Origin of the sequence: Thermopolyspora sp. NPDC052614, from assembly GCF_040678635.1 — a bacterium.
Taxonomy (GTDB): Bacteria; Actinomycetota; Actinomycetes; order Streptosporangiales; family Streptosporangiaceae; genus Thermopolyspora.
In genome coordinates, this window is sequence record NZ_JBFATZ010000020.1 from 33,530 (window position 1) to 51,437 (window position 17,908).

14 protein-coding genes are annotated in these 17,908 nt (G+C 71.6%); 9 read left to right on the top strand and 5 right to left on the bottom strand.

Features of this window, described 5'->3' with window-relative positions; all coding sequences use genetic code 11:
* Positions 1-272: 272 nt before the first annotated feature.
* The gene (gene glgC, locus AB0K60_RS30920; protein WP_364063062.1) at positions 273-1,508 is read right to left on the bottom strand and encodes a glucose-1-phosphate adenylyltransferase; all 1,236 of its coding nucleotides are present in this window, start codon (positions 1,506-1,508) and stop codon (positions 273-275) included.
* A gap of 90 nt (positions 1,509-1,598) precedes the next feature.
* Between glgC and glgA the strand changes: the two genes are divergently transcribed.
* Both glgA and pgeF read left to right on the top strand, forming a co-directional pair.
* Positions 1,599-2,783 (top strand): glycogen synthase, encoded by a 1,185-nt coding sequence (gene glgA / locus AB0K60_RS30925; RefSeq protein WP_364063065.1) that lies wholly within the window; start codon positions 1,599-1,601, stop codon positions 2,781-2,783.
* A 104-nt stretch (positions 2,784-2,887) separates the two neighbouring features.
* Positions 2,888-3,574 carry a peptidoglycan editing factor PgeF gene (gene pgeF / locus AB0K60_RS30930; protein WP_364063068.1) on the top strand — a complete coding sequence of 229 codons (687 nt, stop codon included), beginning with the start codon at positions 2,888-2,890 and terminating at the stop codon, positions 3,572-3,574.
* A 34-nt stretch (positions 3,575-3,608) separates the two neighbouring features.
* Here the strand turns inward: pgeF and AB0K60_RS30935 are convergent, their stop codons facing one another.
* Complete coding sequence (locus AB0K60_RS30935) at positions 3,609-4,760, bottom strand: GNAT family N-acetyltransferase (protein ID WP_364063071.1); 1,152 nt, start codon at positions 4,758-4,760, stop codon at positions 3,609-3,611.
* A gap of 266 nt (positions 4,761-5,026) precedes the next feature.
* Between AB0K60_RS30935 and AB0K60_RS30940 the strand changes: the two genes are divergently transcribed.
* Positions 5,027-6,520, top strand: coding sequence for an Nramp family divalent metal transporter (locus AB0K60_RS30940; RefSeq protein WP_364063074.1), 1,494 nt, complete (start codon positions 5,027-5,029; stop codon positions 6,518-6,520).
* 182 nt (positions 6,521-6,702) lie between these two features.
* Here the strand turns inward: AB0K60_RS30940 and AB0K60_RS30945 are convergent, their stop codons facing one another.
* Positions 6,703-7,200, bottom strand: coding sequence for a hypothetical protein (locus tag AB0K60_RS30945; RefSeq protein ID WP_364063077.1), 498 nt, complete (start codon positions 7,198-7,200; stop codon positions 6,703-6,705).
* Between the two features lie 472 nt (positions 7,201-7,672).
* Here AB0K60_RS30945 and AB0K60_RS30950 point away from each other — a divergent pair, with 472 nt between their 5' ends.
* A complete protein-coding gene (locus AB0K60_RS30950) occupies positions 7,673-7,837 on the top strand; it encodes a hypothetical protein (protein WP_364063080.1) in 165 nt (54 codons plus the stop codon).
* A gap of 59 nt (positions 7,838-7,896) precedes the next feature.
* Here the strand turns inward: AB0K60_RS30950 and AB0K60_RS30955 are convergent, their stop codons facing one another.
* Positions 7,897-8,322 carry a DUF2267 domain-containing protein gene (locus AB0K60_RS30955; protein WP_364063083.1) on the bottom strand — a complete coding sequence of 142 codons (426 nt, stop codon included), beginning with the start codon at positions 8,320-8,322 and terminating at the stop codon, positions 7,897-7,899.
* A 286-nt stretch (positions 8,323-8,608) separates the two neighbouring features.
* Between AB0K60_RS30955 and AB0K60_RS30960 the strand changes: the two genes are divergently transcribed.
* From AB0K60_RS30960 to AB0K60_RS30975, 4 genes are all read left to right on the top strand, one after another.
* A complete protein-coding gene (locus tag AB0K60_RS30960; RefSeq protein ID WP_364063086.1) occupies positions 8,609-10,069 on the top strand; it encodes a glutamate--cysteine ligase in 1,461 nt (486 codons plus the stop codon).
* A 122-nt stretch (positions 10,070-10,191) separates the two neighbouring features.
* Positions 10,192-11,208, top strand: a complete 1,017-nt coding sequence (locus tag AB0K60_RS30965; protein WP_364063089.1) for a hypothetical protein — start codon at positions 10,192-10,194, stop codon at positions 11,206-11,208.
* Positions 11,209-11,338: 130 nt separating this feature from the next.
* A complete protein-coding gene (locus AB0K60_RS30970; protein ID WP_364063092.1) occupies positions 11,339-13,465 on the top strand; it encodes a histidinol-phosphate transaminase in 2,127 nt (708 codons plus the stop codon).
* Positions 13,466-14,091: 626 nt separating this feature from the next.
* Positions 14,092-14,295: a hypothetical protein gene (locus AB0K60_RS30975; protein WP_364063095.1), complete on the top strand. Its 204-nt coding sequence runs from the start codon at positions 14,092-14,094 to the stop codon at positions 14,293-14,295.
* 231 nt (positions 14,296-14,526) lie between these two features.
* On the opposite strand, the gene AB0K60_RS30980 is transcribed toward AB0K60_RS30975, so the two are convergent.
* The gene (locus AB0K60_RS30980; protein WP_364063098.1) at positions 14,527-15,321 is read right to left on the bottom strand and encodes an acyl-CoA thioesterase domain-containing protein; all 795 of its coding nucleotides are present in this window, start codon (positions 15,319-15,321) and stop codon (positions 14,527-14,529) included.
* Positions 15,322-15,563: 242 nt separating this feature from the next.
* Between AB0K60_RS30980 and AB0K60_RS30985 the strand changes: the two genes are divergently transcribed.
* Positions 15,564-17,882 carry a BTAD domain-containing putative transcriptional regulator gene (locus tag AB0K60_RS30985; RefSeq protein WP_364063101.1) on the top strand — a complete coding sequence of 773 codons (2,319 nt, stop codon included), beginning with the start codon at positions 15,564-15,566 and terminating at the stop codon, positions 17,880-17,882.
* Positions 17,883-17,908: the final 26 nt, after the last annotated feature.

Here is a 17,908-nt window from a genome sequence, read left to right on the forward strand (position 1 = left end):
GGCCTGATCGCGTACTGCTCGTCGCTATGACCACTATCACGTGGACGCCCGCCGCCGACGATTCCAAGAAAGATCGGCCTCTGACCGACGATGTCAAAGGGCCCGTGCCTTCGGCGCACAGCGTTGCTCGAAAGCCGCTCGAAAGCCGCAGGTAAGCCGCCGAGAACGGTCAAGCCAAGGCGCCCGCCGGAACGGCGGCCTGCGGCGGCAGTCGCGCGAAGACCGGGCCACGTGCCCGCCGGTCGGCCACGCCGGTGGTGTACGAGCGCCGGTCAGCGCTCGACGATCTCGTTTTTGCCGATGACGACGACGCCGCCGCGCGTGACGGCGAAGCGGGCGCGGTCCTCTTCGGGGTCGAAGCCGATGCGGGCCCCGTCCGGGATGACCACGTTCTTGTCGATGATGGCGCGCCGGACGATCGCCCCCCGTCCGATCTTGACGTTGCCCATCAGCACCGAGTCCTCGACCTGTGAGTGCGAGTGCAGCACGACGCCGGGGGACAGGATCGAGCGCAGGGCCGTGCCGCCGGAGACGATCACGCCGGGGGAGACGAGCGAGTCGAGGGCCCGGCCGACGCGGTCGCCGTCGTTGTGCACGAACTTGGCCGGGGGCAGCGGATCGTGGCCGGTGTAGATGGGCCAGTGCTCGTTGTAGAGGTTGAAGATCGGATGGACGGAGATGAGGTCCATGTGGGCCTCGTAGTAGGCGTCGAGCGTCCCCACGTCCCGCCAGTAGCCGCGGTCCCGCTCGGTCGAGCCGGGCACGACGTTGTCGGCGAAGTCGTACACCTCCGCGCTGCCCGACTTGACCATCATCGGGATGATATTTCCGCCCAAATCGTGCTTGCTGGACGGGTCGAGGGCGTCCTCCCGAAGCGCGTCGATCAACGCCTGGGTACGGAAGACGTAGTTGCCCATCGAGGCGTAGATCTGGTCGGGCGCGTCGGGCAGGCCCACCGCGTCCTTGGGCTTCTCCCGGAAGGCGACGATGCGTCGCCCGGCCGGGTCGGTCTCGATCACGCCGAACTGGTCGGCCATCGACAGCGGCTGCCGGATCGCGGCGACGGTCACGTCCGCGCCGCTCTCCACGTGCTGCTGGACCATCTGCCGCGGGTCCATGCGGTAGATGTGGTCCGCGCCGAACACGATGCAGTGCTCCGGCATCTCGTCGTAGATCAGGTTCAGGTTCTGGAACAGCGCGTCCGCCGACCCGGCGAACCACCGCGGCCCGAGCCGCTGCTGCGCGGGCACCGGGGTGACGTAGTTGCCGAGCATCGCCGACAGCCGCCAGGTGCGCGAGATGTGCCGGTCGAGGCTGTGGTTCTTGTACTGGGTCAGTACGACGATCTTGAGATAGTGCCCGTTGGCCAGGTTCGACAACACGAAGTCGATCAGCCGATAGATCCCCCCGAACGGCACCGCGGGCTTGGCCCGATCGGCCGTGAGCGGCATGAGCCGCTTCCCCTCTCCACCGGCCAGCACGATCGCGAGGACTCTTGGCGTGGTCATAGCGCTGACGTTACCCGGCATGACACGCCGAAACACCAGCAGACACGCCTCTAACGAAACATCCGGACAAACCTCGTTAAGCTCCCGCATATGCGCGTTGAGCTGTTGAGTCGCGAGTACCCGCCCGAGGTGTACGGCGGGGCGGGCGTCCACGTCGAGTACCTCGCCCGTGAGCTCCGCCGGCTCGCCGACGTCCACGTCCGCTGCTTCGGCGCGCCCCGCGACGAACCCGGCGTCACCGCCTACCGCGAGCCCCCCGCCCTGCAGGCCGCCAACGCCGCCCTCGGCACCCTCGGCGCCGACCTGGAGATCGCCGCCGCCTGCGCGGACGCCGACGTCGTGCACAGCCACACCTGGTACGCGAACCTCGCCGGCCACATCGCCAAGCTCCTGTACGGCGTGCCGCACGTCGCCACCACCCACAGCCTGGAGCCGCTGCGCCCGTGGAAGGCCGAGCAACTCGGCGGCGGCTACGCGCTGTCGTCCTGGGCGGAACGCACCGCCCTGCTCGCCGCCGACGCGATCATCGCGGTCTCCGAGGGCATGCGCCGCGACGTGCTCGCCTGCTACCCGGAGATCCCCGAGGACCGGGTGACCGTGATCCACAACGGCATCGACACCGACGAGTACGCGCCCGACCCCGGCACCGAGGTGCTCGCCGCGCGTGGCATCGACCCGGCGCGGCCGTACGCGGTGTTCGTCGGCCGCATCACCCGCCAGAAGGGCCTGGTCCACCTTCTGCACGCGGCCCGCTCCTTCGACCCCGCCGCGCAGCTCGTGCTGTGCGCCGGAGCCCCCGACACCCCCGAGATCGCCGCCGAGGTGACCGCCCTCGTCGACGAGCTGCGCGCCGTCCGCGACCGGGTCGTCTGGATCCAGGAGATGCTCCCCCGCCGCGAGGTGATCCAGATCCTCACGCACGCCCGCGTCTTCGTCTGCCCCTCGGTGTACGAGCCCATGGGCATCGTCAACCTGGAGGCGATGGCCTGCCGCACCGCCGTCGTCGCCACCGCCACCGGCGGCATCCCCGAGGTCGTCGAGGACGGCGTCACCGGCCTGCTCGTCCCGACCGAGCAACTCCCCGACGGCACCCCGGTGGACCCGGGCAAGTTCGCCGCCGACCTCGCCGAGGCCGTCAACACCCTCATCGCCGCCCCGGCCATCGCCACCGCGATGGGCGACCGCGGCCGCCAACGCGCCGTCGAGCACTTCTCCTGGGCACGCATCGCCGAACGCGTCCACGCCCTGTACGCCACCGTGGCCGCGGGCCGCTAGCGAAGGGCGCCTTCTCTCCCGCCGTCGCCCATCCGCGGCGGCCCGTGCCGCCGTACGGACACTAGGCTGGGCGCGTGTTCCGATTCGGCAGAGGCAGAGTGCGCATGGCGTTCACCGACCGATGCGGCGGGACGAGCGCGCCGCCGTGGGAGAGCCTCAACCTCGGCGGCCTGGTCGGCGACGATCCGGAGTCGGTGGCGGAAAACCGGCGCATCGCGGCGGGCGATCTGGGCATCGACCACGAGCGCGTGGTGTTCATGCGCCAGGTGCACAGCGCCGCCGCCCGGTACGTCACCGAGCCCTTCGGCGACGACGCCCCCGAACTCGACGCGGTCTGCACCGACGTGCCCGGCCTCGCCCTGGCCGTGCTCGCCGCCGACTGCGCCCCGGTGCTGATCGCCGACCCGGACGCGGGCGTCGTCGGCGCGGCCCACTCCGGCCGCGTCGGCACCCTCGCCGGCGTCGTGCCCGCCCTGGTCAAGGAGATGACCGCGCACGGCGCGTCCACCATGGTCGCGGTCGTCGGCCCCATGGCCTGCGGGCGCTGCTACGAGGTGCCCGCCGACATGCGCGATCGGGCCGTCGCCGTCCTCCCCGAGACGGGCTCCACGACCCGCCAGGGCACCCCCGCCCTCGACCTGCGCGCCGGAATCGTCGCCCAGCTCCGCCAGGCGGGCGTACAGGAGATCCACCACGACGCCCGCTGCACGATCGAGGACCCCGACCTGTACTCCCACCGCCGCGAGGTCGTCACCGGCCGCCAGGCCGGCTACGTCTGGCTGGAGCCCTGACCGAGAAGCGGGCGGCGACCGGCCGCGTCGGCGGTCAGGCTGGGCGGGAGTAGAGGCGGTAGGTACGGGAGCGGGTGGCGCCGAGGACCTCCATGACGCGGTTCATGGCGTGGTTGTCCTCCAGCGTCCAGGTGGCCTCCCAGGAGTCGCAGCCGAGGCGGCGGGCGGCGCGCCAGAGTTCGGCGACGAGGACGGCCTCGACGCCGCGGCTGCGAAAGCCCTCCTTGACGCCGAAGGCGACGGCACGCCAGCGGCCCGCCGAGGCGGTGGCGCGGGCGACGGGCAGGAGCGTGGGCGGCAGGCCCAGGCGGGCGAGGCGGACGGCGGGGCCGGTGAGCGCGCGGTTGCGGTCGGGGAGGGCGGCGGCGAAGGCGATGGGCTCGCCGGCGGCCTCGCAGACGAGGGCGGCGCCGGGTGGGAGCAGGCCGCGCAGGCCGGTGAAGAGGTGGGCGAAGTCGCGTTCGGTGACGGGGGCGAGACCCCAGTCGTGGATGCGGTCGCCGCGGCGGATCTCGCGCAGGCGCTCGCATTCGGCGTCGAGGTCGGTGGCGTCGAGGGCGCGTACGGTGAGGCTCTCGCGCAGCCGGGCGGCGCGGGCGACGCGCTGGATGCGCTCGGGCGGCTCCGCGCCCGCCGACCAGGCCCACAGGTCCTTCACCTTCGTCAGACCGCAGGATTCCAGCAGCGCCGGGTAGTACGGCGGGTTGTACGGCGTGAGCGCGACCGGCGGCCCGGCGGCGTCGCCGAGGAGGAGGCCGGACTCCTGCCCGGGCAGCAGGCCCACCGGGCCGGTGATCGTGTCGCAGCCGCGCGTCCGCAGCCACGTCGCGGCCGTGTCGATCAGTCGGCGCGCGACCGCCGGGTCGTCGACGCATTCGAACATGGCGAAAAAGCCCTGGCGGACGCCGTGGGACCCCGTGCGGCGGCGGTGCCGTACGGCGGCGACGCGGCCGACCGGCCGCCCGCGGCGGGTGGCGAGGAAGAGCTCCACCTCGCCCGTGCCGAGGACCGGATGCGGGCGGCGGCCGGGAAACGCGCGGCGCTCGGAGACGAGCGGGGGCAGCCAGTTGGGGTCCTTGCGGTAGAGGTCGCGGGGGAGACGGGCGAAGGCCCGGACGTCCGCGCGGCCCCGCGCCGGTTCCACGATCGGCTCAAGGTGTGCCGGGTGCCGGGTTGAAATGCTCACGATCGTCACGTCCGGAGGTTCTGCTCGGTGGGAATGGCCTTCGGCATCATAGGGCGGCGTCATCGCGCTTTCGCGTGAAGAACCGAAACGGGGGGATGCTTTTTTCGCCCGGCATTCGCTCCGTGATTGTCCCGGCGTGGTGAATCACGGTAAGTCGGATATATCCGTCAGTCCGGAGTTGCTGGCTGATTGGGCCTTGTCGACCTCTGTGAGCGGGTTCACGCTGAGAATGACCAGACAGTGAACGGGGGGTCAGGAGGATTCTCATGGCCGAGATCACGACCGGTCGACCGCTCGGAGTGAGCCGCCCCGATCTGCAAGTCGCCGATCTCCCCGAACCCGAGGAGGTGTTCGGGGTCTCCACGATCGGCGCGAAGGAGTTGTTCAAGTACGCCATCGGCCCCAGCCTCATCGCCCTGGGCATCTCGATCGGCAGCGGCGAGTGGCTGCTCGGCCCGCAGGCGGTCGGCCAGTACGGCTTCGTCGGCGTCGGATGGGTGATCCTCGTCTCGGCGGTCCTGCAGACGTTCTACAACATCGAGTGCTCGCGCTACGTCATGGCCACCGGCGAGGTGCCGGTCGTCGGCTGGGGCCGCGTGCCCCCGGGGTTCAAGCTCTGGGTGCCGCTGTCGGTCTTCATCGTGATCTTCTCGTTCATCGCGGGCGGCTGGGCGGCCTCCGCCGGTCAGGGCGTGTACGCGCTGGTGCACGGCGAGGTGCCCCCGGCCGGGGCCGAGGAGCCGAGGCTGTGGGCGATCGCGCTGCTCGTGCTGGTCTTCCTCATCACCGCGCTCGCCCGCCGCATCAGCCGCGCCCTGGAACTCGCCAACTGGCTCATGGTCGGCGCGATCCTGGTCGCGCTGCTGGTCATCGACCTGTTCGTGGTGCCGTTCTCGCAGTGGTGGGAGGGCATCCGCGGCTTCGTCACCCCGGCCGCGCCGCCCGAGGGCATCACCGCCACCCAGATCGGCGCCCTCGCCGGCTTCACCGCCCTCGCCTCCGGCCTGAACTGGTACGTCATGGGCCACTACCGCGACAAGGGGTACGGCATGGGCCACCGCGCCGGCTACATCGCGGGCCTGCGCGGCACCCGCCGCGACCTGCTGTCGAGCGGCGTCACCTTCCCCGAGGACGACAAGAACACCGCGCTGTGGCGGCGCTGGTACCGGCTGCTCATGGTCGACATGTGGGGCGTGTTCTTCGTCGGGGCGATCCTCGGCATGCTGCTGCCCACCATCCTCATGAACCGCGCCGTGGAGCTGTCCGGCGAGGAGCCGACCCAGGCGAACGTGCCGACCTTCGTGGCGAGCGCGCTCAACGAGGAGTACGGCCGGGGCATGTTCTACATCGCGCTCGTGCTCGGCGTGCTGATCCTGTTCTCCACGCAGCTCGGCATCTTCGAGGCGATGGTCCGCGTGACGACCGACGCCTCGCACGGCACCAGCCCCCGGCTGCGCGGCCTCATCGAGGGCGACCCGCGGCGGTTCTACTACCCCTTCATGATCGTGCTGCTGGTGGTCATCGCGATCATCCTGCACTTCGCGCTGCCGGTGAGCCTGGTGCAGTGGTCGGCGAACATGTCCAACCTCGGCGCCCTGATCTACCCGTTCATGCTGATCTACCTCAACAGCAGACTGCCGCGCCCGGCCCGGCCGAAGTGGTACCACCAGGTGATCCTGGTACTCAACTTCCTGTTCTTCGGATTCTTCTTCATCAACTTCATCGCCGACTTCATCGGCGACCCGCTGATCACGTTCTGATTCACGGACGTATCGCTACAGAACGGATCTGAATCATAACCGGTTGGTATTACCGCAGGGCAAACGCCCGCCCTTGCCGCGTCGCGTCCGCCAGCATGGCCGCCAGGCGATGGCGCGACGCGGAAGGAGTGCGCGGTGGGGGAGTCGCGGCGACGATCAGCACACGGCATGCGCCGTGCCCCCTATCCGGATTCCTCCGGCCCGTTCGGGGCGCCCCGGCGCGGCCCCGGCGGGCCGGAGCGGTCCGGACGGGTGGACGGCAGCCGGTTCTGGGACCCCGAGCCGCTGTACGACGATCCGGAACGGCCCCGCCACGCCGCCTCAAGCTGTCTGACGGCCGCCGCCGCGGTGGCGGCGGCCCTGGTGGCCGGGCTGATCGCCTGGCTGGCCTGGTCTGGCTCCTCGTCGGTCGGTCCACGGAACCGCGTGCCCGCGGGCGCGGCGGATGCCGCGACATCCATCGGCCCCTCCGCCGGCTCCCCGACCGGCCTTCCCACCGATGTGACGAGCGATTCGCCGTCCGGCCTGCCGGGCGGCCCGGCCCACGGATCGCCGACCAAGCCCTCGGCCTCGGCCGAACCGTCGGCCGCCGATGACTCAGGCGCCGCCACGACCTCCCTGACGTCGCCGCCCGCGCCGACGAGCGCCGTCGGCGGGGCCGACCCCCGGCCATCAGGCACGTCCGGTGCCCTTCCGGTGCCGACCCACCCCTCCCCGAACCCGCCTGTCCGAGTGCCCCCGGTCCCGCCGACGGCGATCGAACGGCCTGGCCGGGACGGCGGCTCCTCCTCTGGCGACCGGTCGGCACCGCGCGGCCCGGCCGTACGGACCGGTGGGAAGGACCCGGCCGGACGCGGCGGCGCGGGCGGCCACGAAAGGCGAGGCGGCGCTGGTGCGAACGGCCGCGAACCCGCCGGTCCGGGTGGCTCGGCCTCATCCCGTGACGGTTCCGGGCGCGGCCATGACCACAGCCACCAGCCCCGGCCCGGCCGCCCCGAAAAGGGCTCGGGGCCTGCTTCGCCCCGCGCTTCCGGGGGCACTTCGGCGGATGGATCGGACCGCCGCTCGCGTGAGGACCCGGGACCGTCGGCGGGACGCGGCTCCCAGGGCGATCCGGGCAAGGGCTCGGGCCCCGGTCCCGCGCCGCGCGGGGTGGAAGGCGGAACAGGGCACACCGGAGGCGACTCCGACCCCGGTGACGTGGGGGACCGGCTCAGCGCCGCGTACGCGTGCCGCCACATCGCCCCGCAGGATTGGCGCTACCCCTACTGCGTCCGCGCCTGGAACGAGCACCGCCGCCGACTCGGCATCGGCTGACCGACGCATACTGCCCCATCCCGCCCCGGCCGGGACCGCCGGGCCGGGGGCGCGTTCGATCAGGCGAGCACGGAGGCGAGCTTCCTGCCCATGCTCATCCTGATGTGATCCCACTCGCCGTCGGTGACGTGCTCCTTCAGCGTGGTGAGCACCGCGTGGCAGAGCTCCTCCACGTCATCGACCTCGAAGGGGAACTCCCGCCTGACCCGGTCGAGGAACTCCTCCTTGTCGGCCTTGACCGGCACCGAGCTGGGGTTCCAGCCGTCGTAGTAGATGCCGCGGATCAGCATGGGAAGCTGCGCGGCGAACTGCGCGCACGCATCGACCGTCAGCCGGTCCCGCACGGCGTGCAATACAGCCCGGAGCGCGGCGTAGGACCGATTTCTCTGTTCTTTCGTCCAGCCGCACGCCTTCTCTATTTCATTCAGAATCCGATTGGTCTTGTCCACCGTCGTATTGAACGACGAATATCCCGTGTCAGCCATTTCGTGTTCCCCCGTGTCCCGTGTCCGCGTCGAGATTCAAGCCGGGTTTCCGCGCACTTCCCGGGTACGGCTCCGCCGCGACGCCCCGCCGGGACGCCGCGAACGGGCGACCCGGCTCCGGATCCCCCTCCCCGCCGCCCCGGCGGGTACACGCCCCCCGCCCTGATCCTTCTCGCCCGCCCCGCCGTACCGGCCGGACGATCCCGCCGCGCGACGGAACGCATGAATCCCGATCTCCCGGACAGAAGGAGGGGACGCGGCAACCCCCTGCGAACGGAAGACGTCGATGGGCAAGGACCTGGACAAGGAACACTTCTCCGAGGCGGAGTTCGCGCGATTCGGCGAACGCCTGGAGCACTCGCTCGCCGCCCTGCGCGAACTGCTGGACCGGCCCGGCTTCGGCGCGGGACCGCCGACCATCGGCGCCGAGCTGGAGCTGTTTCTCGTCACGCCCGACGGCCGCCCGCTCAAGCGCAACAAGGCCGTGCGGGAGACCGTCGGCGACGACCGGGTCGCGCTGGAGCTCGGCGCGTACAACATCGAGGTGAACCTGACCCCGCGCCCCCTCGCCGGCCGTCCCTTCGCCGACCTCGCGGCCGAGCTGCGCGAGGTCATGCTCGCCGTGGACGAGGCGGCGGCCCCCGAGGGCGGCGGCCAGGTTCCCATCGGCATCCTGCCGACGCTGCGCGAGTTCGACTTCACCGGCGACGCGATGACCAACGAGCGCCGCTACCGGGCGCTGAGCCGGGGCATCCGCCGGGTGCGCGCCGAACCGTTCTTCGTCACCATCAGCGGCGCCGAGCGGCTCGACCTGCGGGTCGTGGACGTCATCCTGGAGAGCGCCAACACCTCCTGGCAGATCCACCTGCGCACCCCGCCCGCCGACTTCGCCCGCGTGTACAACGCCGCGCAGCTCGCCACCGCCCCGGTGCTCGCGGTGAGCGGCAACTCCCCGCTGTTCCTCGGCAGGCGGCTGTGGGAGGAGACCCGGATCGCGCTGTTCGAGGAGTCCGCCGACGACCGGGACGAGGAGCGGCCCTGGCGCCGCGAGGGCCGCGTGCACTTCGGCCCGGACTGGGTGCGGCACGGGGCCGAGGAGCTGTTCGCGTGGGGGGTGCGCGAGTTCGAGCCGCTGCTGCCCGTGCTCGACGACGAGGAGGACCCCCTCGATGTCGTACGGCGCGGCGGCGTCCCCCGCCTCGACGAGCTGCGCACCCACCAGGGCACGGTGTGGCAGTGGAACCGCCCGGTGTACGACCCGGCCGACGGCGGCCACCTGCGCGTGGAGATGCGCGCCCTGCCGTCCGGCCCGTCGGTGCCGGACATGACGGCCAACGCCGCCTTCCTGCTGGGCCTGGTGGTGGAGCTCGCCGAGCGCGAACCCGAGGGGTTCGCGTTCGCCGAGGCGTACCGGAACTTCTACCGGGCCGCGCGGGACGGCCTGGCGGCTCGCCTGTTCTGGCCGGGCCACGAGGAGGAGGTGCCCGCGCCCGCCCTCGTGCGCGAGCTGGTCCCGCTCGCCCGCGCCGGGCTGGAACGGTCGGGGGTCGAGCCCGCCGACGCCGACGCCGCGCTGGAGGTGATCCGGTGGCGCGCGGAGACCGGCCGCACGGGGGCGCGCTGGCAGCGGGAGGCGATCACGGCGCTCGGCAACGACCCGATGAGCTGGGCGCAGATGGTCAACCGCTACCGGGAGTTGGCGCTCACCCACCGCCCCGTGCACACCTGGCCGCCGCTGTCGGCCTGACCCGGCGTCCCCCCGGCGGCCCCCGGCGGCACAGTGAAACACCATCTTTACCAATGCCTGCGAACCTTCTGTTTCTCGGCTGAATCGGAGAGGAAACAAGAATCACCTACGGGAGGGGCGAGATGGTTATGAAGCCGGTGGACGGCAAGCCGTTCGAGTTGACCCGGGACACCGGCGGGCTCGCCGAGGGCGCGGCGGCGATGCGGGCGGCGCTGCCCGGCACGACGCTGAAGAACGTGCTCGCGCAGGCGGGCCGCACCGCGGTGCGGAAGGGGCGGAACGCGGCCTTCAACGGCATGAACCCGCAGCCGGTCGACTGGTACTGCTTCGAGGCCGACGACAACGACACGCCCGATTGGTATCCGCAGGGCGTGGCCTGCGCGTCCGAGGCGGGCAGAGCCGAGCCGGTCGTGGCGGTGAGCTGGTACTGGAAGCCGACCGACGGCCGCCCGGAGAAGGGCGTGCGGCTGTCGTTCCTCGACGTCGCCACCCGCAAGTACGCCCACGTGCTGCTGGTCCGGCCCGCGCCCGACGGGTCGTACCAGCCGATCAACATCCACGCGGGAGGCATCGCCTGGTCCGGAGACCTGATCTACGTGGCCGACACCACCAACGGCCTGCGGGTCTTCGACGTGCGCGGCCTCGTCGACCTGAAGCCGACGCCGGCCAAGATCTACCTCGCCTACCGCTACCTGATGCCGCAGGTGGACCACTGGCGGCCGGTGTCGGGCCAGGCGCGGTTCTCCTTCGCCGCGATCGACCGCAGCCACTCGCCGGACGCGCTGCTGTCGGGCGAGTACGCCGAGCCGGGCACCGTCGGCCGGGTCGCGCGCTGGCCGCTGAACGGCGACCACACGCTCGCGGCCGGCGAGGACGGCGTGGTCCGCGCGCTCGACGCGTTCGAGATGCCGAAGAACAAGATCCAGGGGGCGCAGTCGCACGAGGGCCGGTGGTACCTCAGCCAGGCCCGCGACGGGCGTACCCGCGGGTCGCTCGTCGTCGTGGACACGGCGGGCAAGGTCACCACCAGGGACTTTCCCGTCGGCCCCGAGGACCTGACCTGCTGGCGGGAGAAGAAGACGCTGTGGAGCGTCACCGAGTTCCGGGGGCGGCGGGCGGTGTTCGCGGTCGGTCTCTGAATTCGTGTCGGATCGGCTGAACTTCCTCCGGGGTGCGCGCGTACTTCCGGGTTGGTGCACCCGCGTGCGGGATGCCGCGGCGGGTGCCGAGGGGCCCGCGACGCCGTCCCGCTCCAGAGGAGGAGTTGAGTTGGCTCGATCTGTCGATCTCAGGCTGCTTCGGACGAAGGCGCACAGCCCGTCCTTCTTCGCCTTGACGCGTGATTACGCGCCGGGGGAGCAGTCCGATCTGGTCGACTTCTGCATCCCGTGCAACCCGTACTTCCCGACGCCCGGGATGTTCGAGCGCCTGAAGGGGAGCCTGGAGGGCATCCTCAAGTACTACCCGAGCGACGCCGACACGATCACGGCGGAGCTGTGCAACACGCTGGGGTTGCAGCCCCAGACGGTGGCGATGGGCAACGGATCCACCGAGCTGATCACCTGGATCGACCACCTGCTGGTCCGGGAGAGCCTGGCCATCCCCATCCCCACGTTCGGGCGGTGGACCGACCAGCCCCTGGAGACCGGCAAGCGCGTGGACATGTTCCCGCTGCAGGAGAGCCAGGGCTTCCGGCTGGACGTCGAGGAATATGTCCGGTTCATTCGGAACCGCGGGTCGCGGGTGGCGGTGATCTGCAACCCGAACAACCCGGACGGCGGGTTCGTCGCCCGCCAGGACGTCGTGCGCATGCTCGACATGCTCAACGACCTCGACCTGGTCATCGTGGACGAGTCGTTCATCGACTTCGTGGACGCCGAGCCGTACCGGAGCGTGGCCGAGGAGGCGGCGATCCGGCCGAACGTGATCGTGCTGAAGAGCCTGGGGAAGAACTTCGGGCTGCACGGCATCCGGTTCGGCTACATGGTGTCGAACCCGGCGCTGGCGGGCGTGGTGCGGCGGGCGCTGCCCAAGTGGAACCTGAACTCCTTCGCCGAGGTCGTGGTCTTCATGCTGAAGGAGCACCAGGAGGAGTACTACCACAGCCTGCGGCTGCTCGCCCGCGACCGGCAGATGATGTACGAGCAGCTCTCGCAGCTTCCCGGGCTCACCGTCTTCCCGTCGCAGGGCAACTTCCTGATGATCAAGTTGCCGGACGGGCGGGACGGGACCGAGCTGCGCGACTACCTGATCTCCGAGTTCGGCGTGTACGTGCGCGAGTGCGGCAACAAGCTGGGGTCCACCAGCCAGTTCCTGCGCCTGGTGGTACGGCCGCAGCCCGACGTGCAGCGGCTGCTCAACGGGCTGTTCGCGTATCTGTACGGGGTGGAGACGCTGACGCCGCCGGCCCAGCAGCAGGCCCAGCCGCAGCAGCTGACCCACCAGCAGCCGCGCCCGCTCACGGCCGCCGAGACCGACGCCCAGTGGGCCGCCGCCGTCGCCGAGATCGCCGCCACGCGGCCGGTCACCGTCGCCGACATCGTGGCCGCCCGGCCCGCCGGGGTGCCCGAGCCCACGTACCAGCGGCCCGCCGCCCACGCCGACACCGGCGCGCACCGCAAGCCCACCGACACGGGCGCGATGCCGCAGCTCACCGTGTCCGGCGTCACGGCCCAGCATCCGCTCGCCGTCGCCGACACCGGCAGCCACCGCGCCGTGACCGTGGGCGCGGCGGCGGGTAACGCGGGCCTGAACGGTGGGGGCCTGAACGGTGGGGGACCGAGCGCGGTGAACACCGGAGCGGTGAACACCGGCGCCTTCAGCACCCTGGGCGCGGGCGTCCGCACCGACGGCGGCGGCAACGGGGCAGGGAACGGGGGAGGCAACGCCCTGGCCGAGACCACCATGACCGGGAACATCCTCGGACCCGCCACCCTCGGCGCGACCGCCCCGCAACGCACCGCCTCGGTGACCGACACCGACGCCCAGTGGCCCGTCTCCACGGCCGCCGAGATCACCGCAGGCCGCAACCTCGCGGACACCGGTGCGTGGCCCGCCGTGAACAACCCCGCCCCGTCCGCCTCGACGCCCGCTGCGGACCCCGCCCCCACCAGCACTCCGGTACGGCCCAGCAGCAACCGCTCCATCGAGGAGACCGGTTCCTGGTCGATCCCGCCCGACCTCGCCTCCGCCCGCGCCCGGGCGAAGGCGGACCGCTCCTCCCGGCCCACCGTCGCCGAGATCGGCTCGGGTCGGCCCACGGTCGCCGACGTGAACGCCCGCTCGGGCTACGCGTCGCTCGGCGTGGACGACCGGTTCTCCCTGGTGCCGAAGCAGTCCCGCGACCAGGGGCCCGGCACCGACTGGATCACCATTCAGCGTCGCGGCCACAGCTGATCTTCACGCCCGGCCCGGCCGCCATGCCCGAAGGCGGCTGGGCCGCACTTCACGGCTGCGGAGGCGAGCGGGAAGCCTGGCCTTCCGGGCTGCGAGTCGGCCTGTGGCGATCCGAGAGGCACGGGCTCGTCTGCCGGAGCCCGTGGGCGGCGGGCGCGGCGAGCGACGGGGTGGATCTCACGCATGTGCGCGTACGCCGTCGAACGTGCGCGCCGGTCACCGCCATCGGGTCGCAGCGCCGCCCGCCCACCCGGCTCCGTAGCCGGGTGACGTGCCCCTTCGCCGATCACCTCGTGCTGGACATCCGGGGGTGTCCGTACGCCGCATGCCGGAGGCATCGGGGCGGGCGGGGACGGCGAAAGAGCGTCGGGCGGGGCGCGGCAGGATTATGAAATATGGCGCGTGTGCCATTTCTTGCATTGCCGGGGAGTTGCCGGACCCTGTGTGACGGACACGCTGGGCCGGGGGATATGCGGAGTCTTGACCGGTAGTTAGCGGCGAGTGGATTGTAACCCGCCTAAAGTGGACATAAGGTGAAAAACATGACAGATGGGATTCTGTCTGTATAGCGGAATCTCTCGGTGCACGAAACTGCGCCGCAGACTATTCACATTAAGGTGACTGGAATGCTCAAGAGATTGGTCGCTACCGGTGCCATCGCCGCCGCCGTCCTTGCTCCTGCGGCCGCCGCGAACGCCTCCACCGCCAGCACGGCGACCGCGTCCACGGGCTCGGTCAGCCAGGTCGCTCAGTGGTGGGGCGACTGGGGCTGGGGCTGGGGCGGTTTTGACGACTGCTTCGACGATGACTTCTTCTTCTGGGGTTGGTGATACGAAGCATCAGGTAGCGTGACGACGCCGAAGAGCGCCTCGGCGATCGACGCGAGGCGCTCACCGCCCGGGCTCAGGGAACCTACGGGACCCTGAGCCCGGCCCATGTGGCGGCGTGGCGGTGAGAAGCGCCACGACGAACGATCCGATCGACCGGCGACCGGGCCCCGATTCCGGGCCGGTCGTTTTTCATGCCGCAATTCGGTTGGGCCGCCCCGGCCGACGGCGGAATCAGGCGGGCGGGATGGCCATCGAATTCGCGACCGCCGACGTCGCGCAATAGCCGATCGGGCCGGAGTCGTCATAAAGAGTGCAATGGCCGACCGCGACGCCGGCATCGCTGAGATGGCCGTCCGACTCCATGCCGATGACGTCGCCGATCGGAAGCCGGCTCAGGAAGAGCGTGTAGTCGGCGTTGATGAATCGCAGGCCCTCCGTGCCCATGTGGGTGAGCGGGCTGACGAATTCGGCGGCCAGCACGGCGCGGACGAAGGGCGTCAGCTGCTCGCCGCCGACCAGGGGATGCCTCTCGCGCAGCCAGATCCGCGACCGCTCCTTGCTGCCCCACGGCGTCAGCCGCCACAGGTCGAACGGCGGGATCCACCCGTTGTAGGGGGTCGGCGGCGGGGCGAGGGGCTCGACGGGGGGCGCGTCCCACGCCGGAGGCGCCCAAACCTCGCCGGGCGGCTGCTCGCCGCGCCGCAGCAGCACGGCGCCGGCCCGGCCGATCGCCCCCTGCTCGGTCTCCACGACCGCGTCGGCCACCCGGATGCGCCCGCCGTCCCGGACCCTCGTCGTCGACACCCGCAGCGGCACCAGCGGACTGCTGCGGAACAGGTCAACGGTCAGCCGGGCGAAATGCAGGTCGGGATCCCGGTGCTCAAGCTCCAGGGTCCGCGCGATGAGCCCGCCCACCAGACGGCCGTGCAGCATCTGCGCCGCCCAAGGGCTGCGCGCGTGCGGCTGCGGCACGAAGAAGTCACCGTCTTTGACGAGAAATGGCAGGTTATCGGCGGTATCGGCCACGTGTGATCCCTCCGGACTACTTTAAAGCGGTTTCAGAGTATCGCTCGGTCCTGAGGGCGTTGGGTCCGGGGAGCAAGGGTTCATTACCCAAATTTTGATCATCGAGATCGGAAACCTCGTATCAAGATCGGGTACTACAGGTAACAGGACCGGTTGGACTGGTCACCCAACGTTGACACTCTCGGGGGTACGGCATGGCCGGATCGCATCGGGTAGTCGCGCACAGCGCCATCGCGATCGTCATGAGCGGCTCGATCGCCGGGTTCCCGCCGTCCGCCGCGGCGGCCGAGCCGCACTGCGTACGCGCGTCCTACCCCGACCGCCGGGTGCACGAGATGAGCGGCTACTGCCCCGCGCCCATGGGCTCGGTCCGCGAGGGGCTCGTACCCGACCTGCTCGGCCTGCTCCGCCGTGCGCGCCGCCCCCATCGGAGCCTCACCGGGAACGAGCCCTGGCTGGGCTGGCGCAAGAGATACCCGGCCACCGGCCACGAATCCCATCCCGAAGCCCACCCCGAAGCCCACCCCGAATGGCACCGCGGATCGCGCCGCCACCGGCACCCGCCCCGGCAACCGGACGCCGAGCCGGTCCGCCCAGGCCACGGCGGCGGCCGTATCAACGACGAACCCGGCGAACTGCCGGGCCGCGCCCCGGTCATGCCCCCCGGAAAGACGGCAGGCAAACTCTCCGGCCGAACATCCGCCCGAACGCCGGCGATTTCGCCGCCGAAGGGCGCCGAACACCGGGCGGGCATCCCGCACGCCGCCCGGCCGGCGGGCAGGGAGCGTTCCACTCCCGGCACGTACGGCGAGCCGCCCACCTGGCATCGGCGTACCACCCCCGAGACCGGCCACCTGACCGCCCCCGGCGGCGAAACCGGTCGTCCTCCCGCTTCCGGCGTCGAAAACGACCGCGATCTCCCCTCCGGCGTGGCCGCCGACGGCACCGCCCCCTCCAACCGTCACGTCTCCGGACGACGCTCCGGCGGAGCCGCCGCGATGCGCGACACGACCGTCTCGCAGTCCGCCGCGGCGGACGCGGAGGCCACCGAACCCTCCGATACCCCATCGGCGAAGCCGCGACACCGGGTCTGGACGATTCACCGCATCGGCGCCGCGGACGAGGGCCTCGCCACATTGCGATTCGGCGTGACGCTCGTCCTCGGTCTGGTCATCACCGCCGGAACGCTGCTTCTGATACGCATCACCCGGGTCATCCCGGTCACCCCGGGCGGCGCTCGCCGCGGCAGGCGGCATCCCACCGCCCTGCTGCGCTTCAGCCCGTGCGCCGGACGGCGGTGGCGACGCCGCCCCCGCGCCTCCGACACGATCACGGCCGCGGACGCCGACCCGCCGCCGGAACCCCCGGACGGCGACTCCGGCGAACGGCCCGAAGCCGCCGCCGACGCCCGCGGCCATCACACCCCCGCCGACGGCGGCACGGTCACCGACCTCGACACCGTGACCGGCGACGGCACCCCCACCGGCCCCGGCGGTGACGCCCGCGGCGGCGCTCACTCCGGCGAAGGTGCCGGCAGTGGCACCGGGAGGGGCACCGGCAGGGGCACCGGCTCCGGCGCAGGCGTCGGCTCAGGTTCCGGCAGGCGTACCGATGGAGCGCCTGACTCCGCCACAGGAACCGGTTCCGCCACCGATGCCGGCGCGACCGGCGCGGATGCGGTCGCCTGCGGCGTGACGACGGCAGATCTTCCGGGAGCTCTGCTCGGCACGGCGGCCGGGACGTTCCTTGGCGAGTCGCGGGAGACGCCCATCGCGTGCTTGGTGACCCCGAAGGCGGCGCGGCTGCTGATCCGGCTCCTGGGCGGGGTCGTGATCGAGGGCCCCGGCGGGCGCGTCGACTGCACGAAAGGCAAGGATCTGCCCGATCTGCTGGGGCTGCTCGCCGTACATCGCGACGGGCTGACCCGGGAGAAGGCGCACGAGCTCCTGTGGCCGGACGTCGCCCTGTCCGACTACGACCGCTTCCACAGCAGGAAGAAGGAGGTGCGCAAGCGCCTTCGCCGCGCCCTGGCCGACGGCGTCAGGGAGACGGCACTGATCCGGCAGGTCTCTCACCGCTACTTCCTCAACGCCGACCTGATCGACGTCGACTACTGGCGGCTCACCGAGGCCCTCTCCGCCGCCGCGGCCGCCGACGGGCTGCGGGAGCGTCTCACCGTCCTGCGCCGGGCCGTTGACCTGTACACCGGCCCGTTCCTGCCCGGCGTCACCCGGCCGTGGAGCGTCCCCATCGCCGAGAACCTGCGCAGGAGCGTCGTACGCGCGCTGACCACCCTGATCGAGCACGAGCACGACGCGACCCGGCTGATCGCCCTGCTGGACCGGACGCTCGACCTGGACCCGTGCAACGAGCCGCTGCGCCGCCGCCAGATGCGGTTGCACGCCGACCTGGGCCGCGTCGACGAGGCGCACCGCAGCTACCGCCGTCTCGTCGCCGCCCTCGACGAACTGGGCGGCCTGCGCCCGTCACCCCTCACCACGGCCCTGTACCGGGACCTCACCGGCCCCGCCGCACGCCCCGCCGACCGAGACCGCCCCTGATGACCCTGATGACTCCGATGACCCCG

Bases quoted from the DNA above. Each gene is read 5' to 3' on its own strand.
- AB0K60_RS30985 (WP_364063101.1), top strand. From the start codon at position 15,564: ATGAGCGGCTCGATCGCCGGGTTCCCGCCGTCCGCCGCGGCGGCCGAG.
- glgA (WP_364063065.1), top strand. From the start codon at position 1,599: ATGCGCGTTGAGCTGTTGAGTCGCGAGTACCCGCCCGAGGTGTACGGC.
- AB0K60_RS30960 (WP_364063086.1), top strand. From the start codon at position 8,609: ATGGGCAAGGACCTGGACAAGGAACACTTCTCCGAGGCGGAGTTCGCG.
- glgC (WP_364063062.1), bottom strand. From the start codon at position 1,508: ATGACCACGCCAAGAGTCCTCGCGATCGTGCTGGCCGGTGGAGAGGGG.
- AB0K60_RS30940 (WP_364063074.1), top strand. From the start codon at position 5,027: ATGGCCGAGATCACGACCGGTCGACCGCTCGGAGTGAGCCGCCCCGAT.
- pgeF (WP_364063068.1), top strand. From the start codon at position 2,888: ATGGCGTTCACCGACCGATGCGGCGGGACGAGCGCGCCGCCGTGGGAG.
- AB0K60_RS30965 (WP_364063089.1), top strand. From the start codon at position 10,192: ATGGTTATGAAGCCGGTGGACGGCAAGCCGTTCGAGTTGACCCGGGAC.
- AB0K60_RS30955 (WP_364063083.1), bottom strand. From the start codon at position 8,322: ATGGCTGACACGGGATATTCGTCGTTCAATACGACGGTGGACAAGACC.
- AB0K60_RS30975 (WP_364063095.1), top strand. From the start codon at position 14,092: ATGCTCAAGAGATTGGTCGCTACCGGTGCCATCGCCGCCGCCGTCCTT.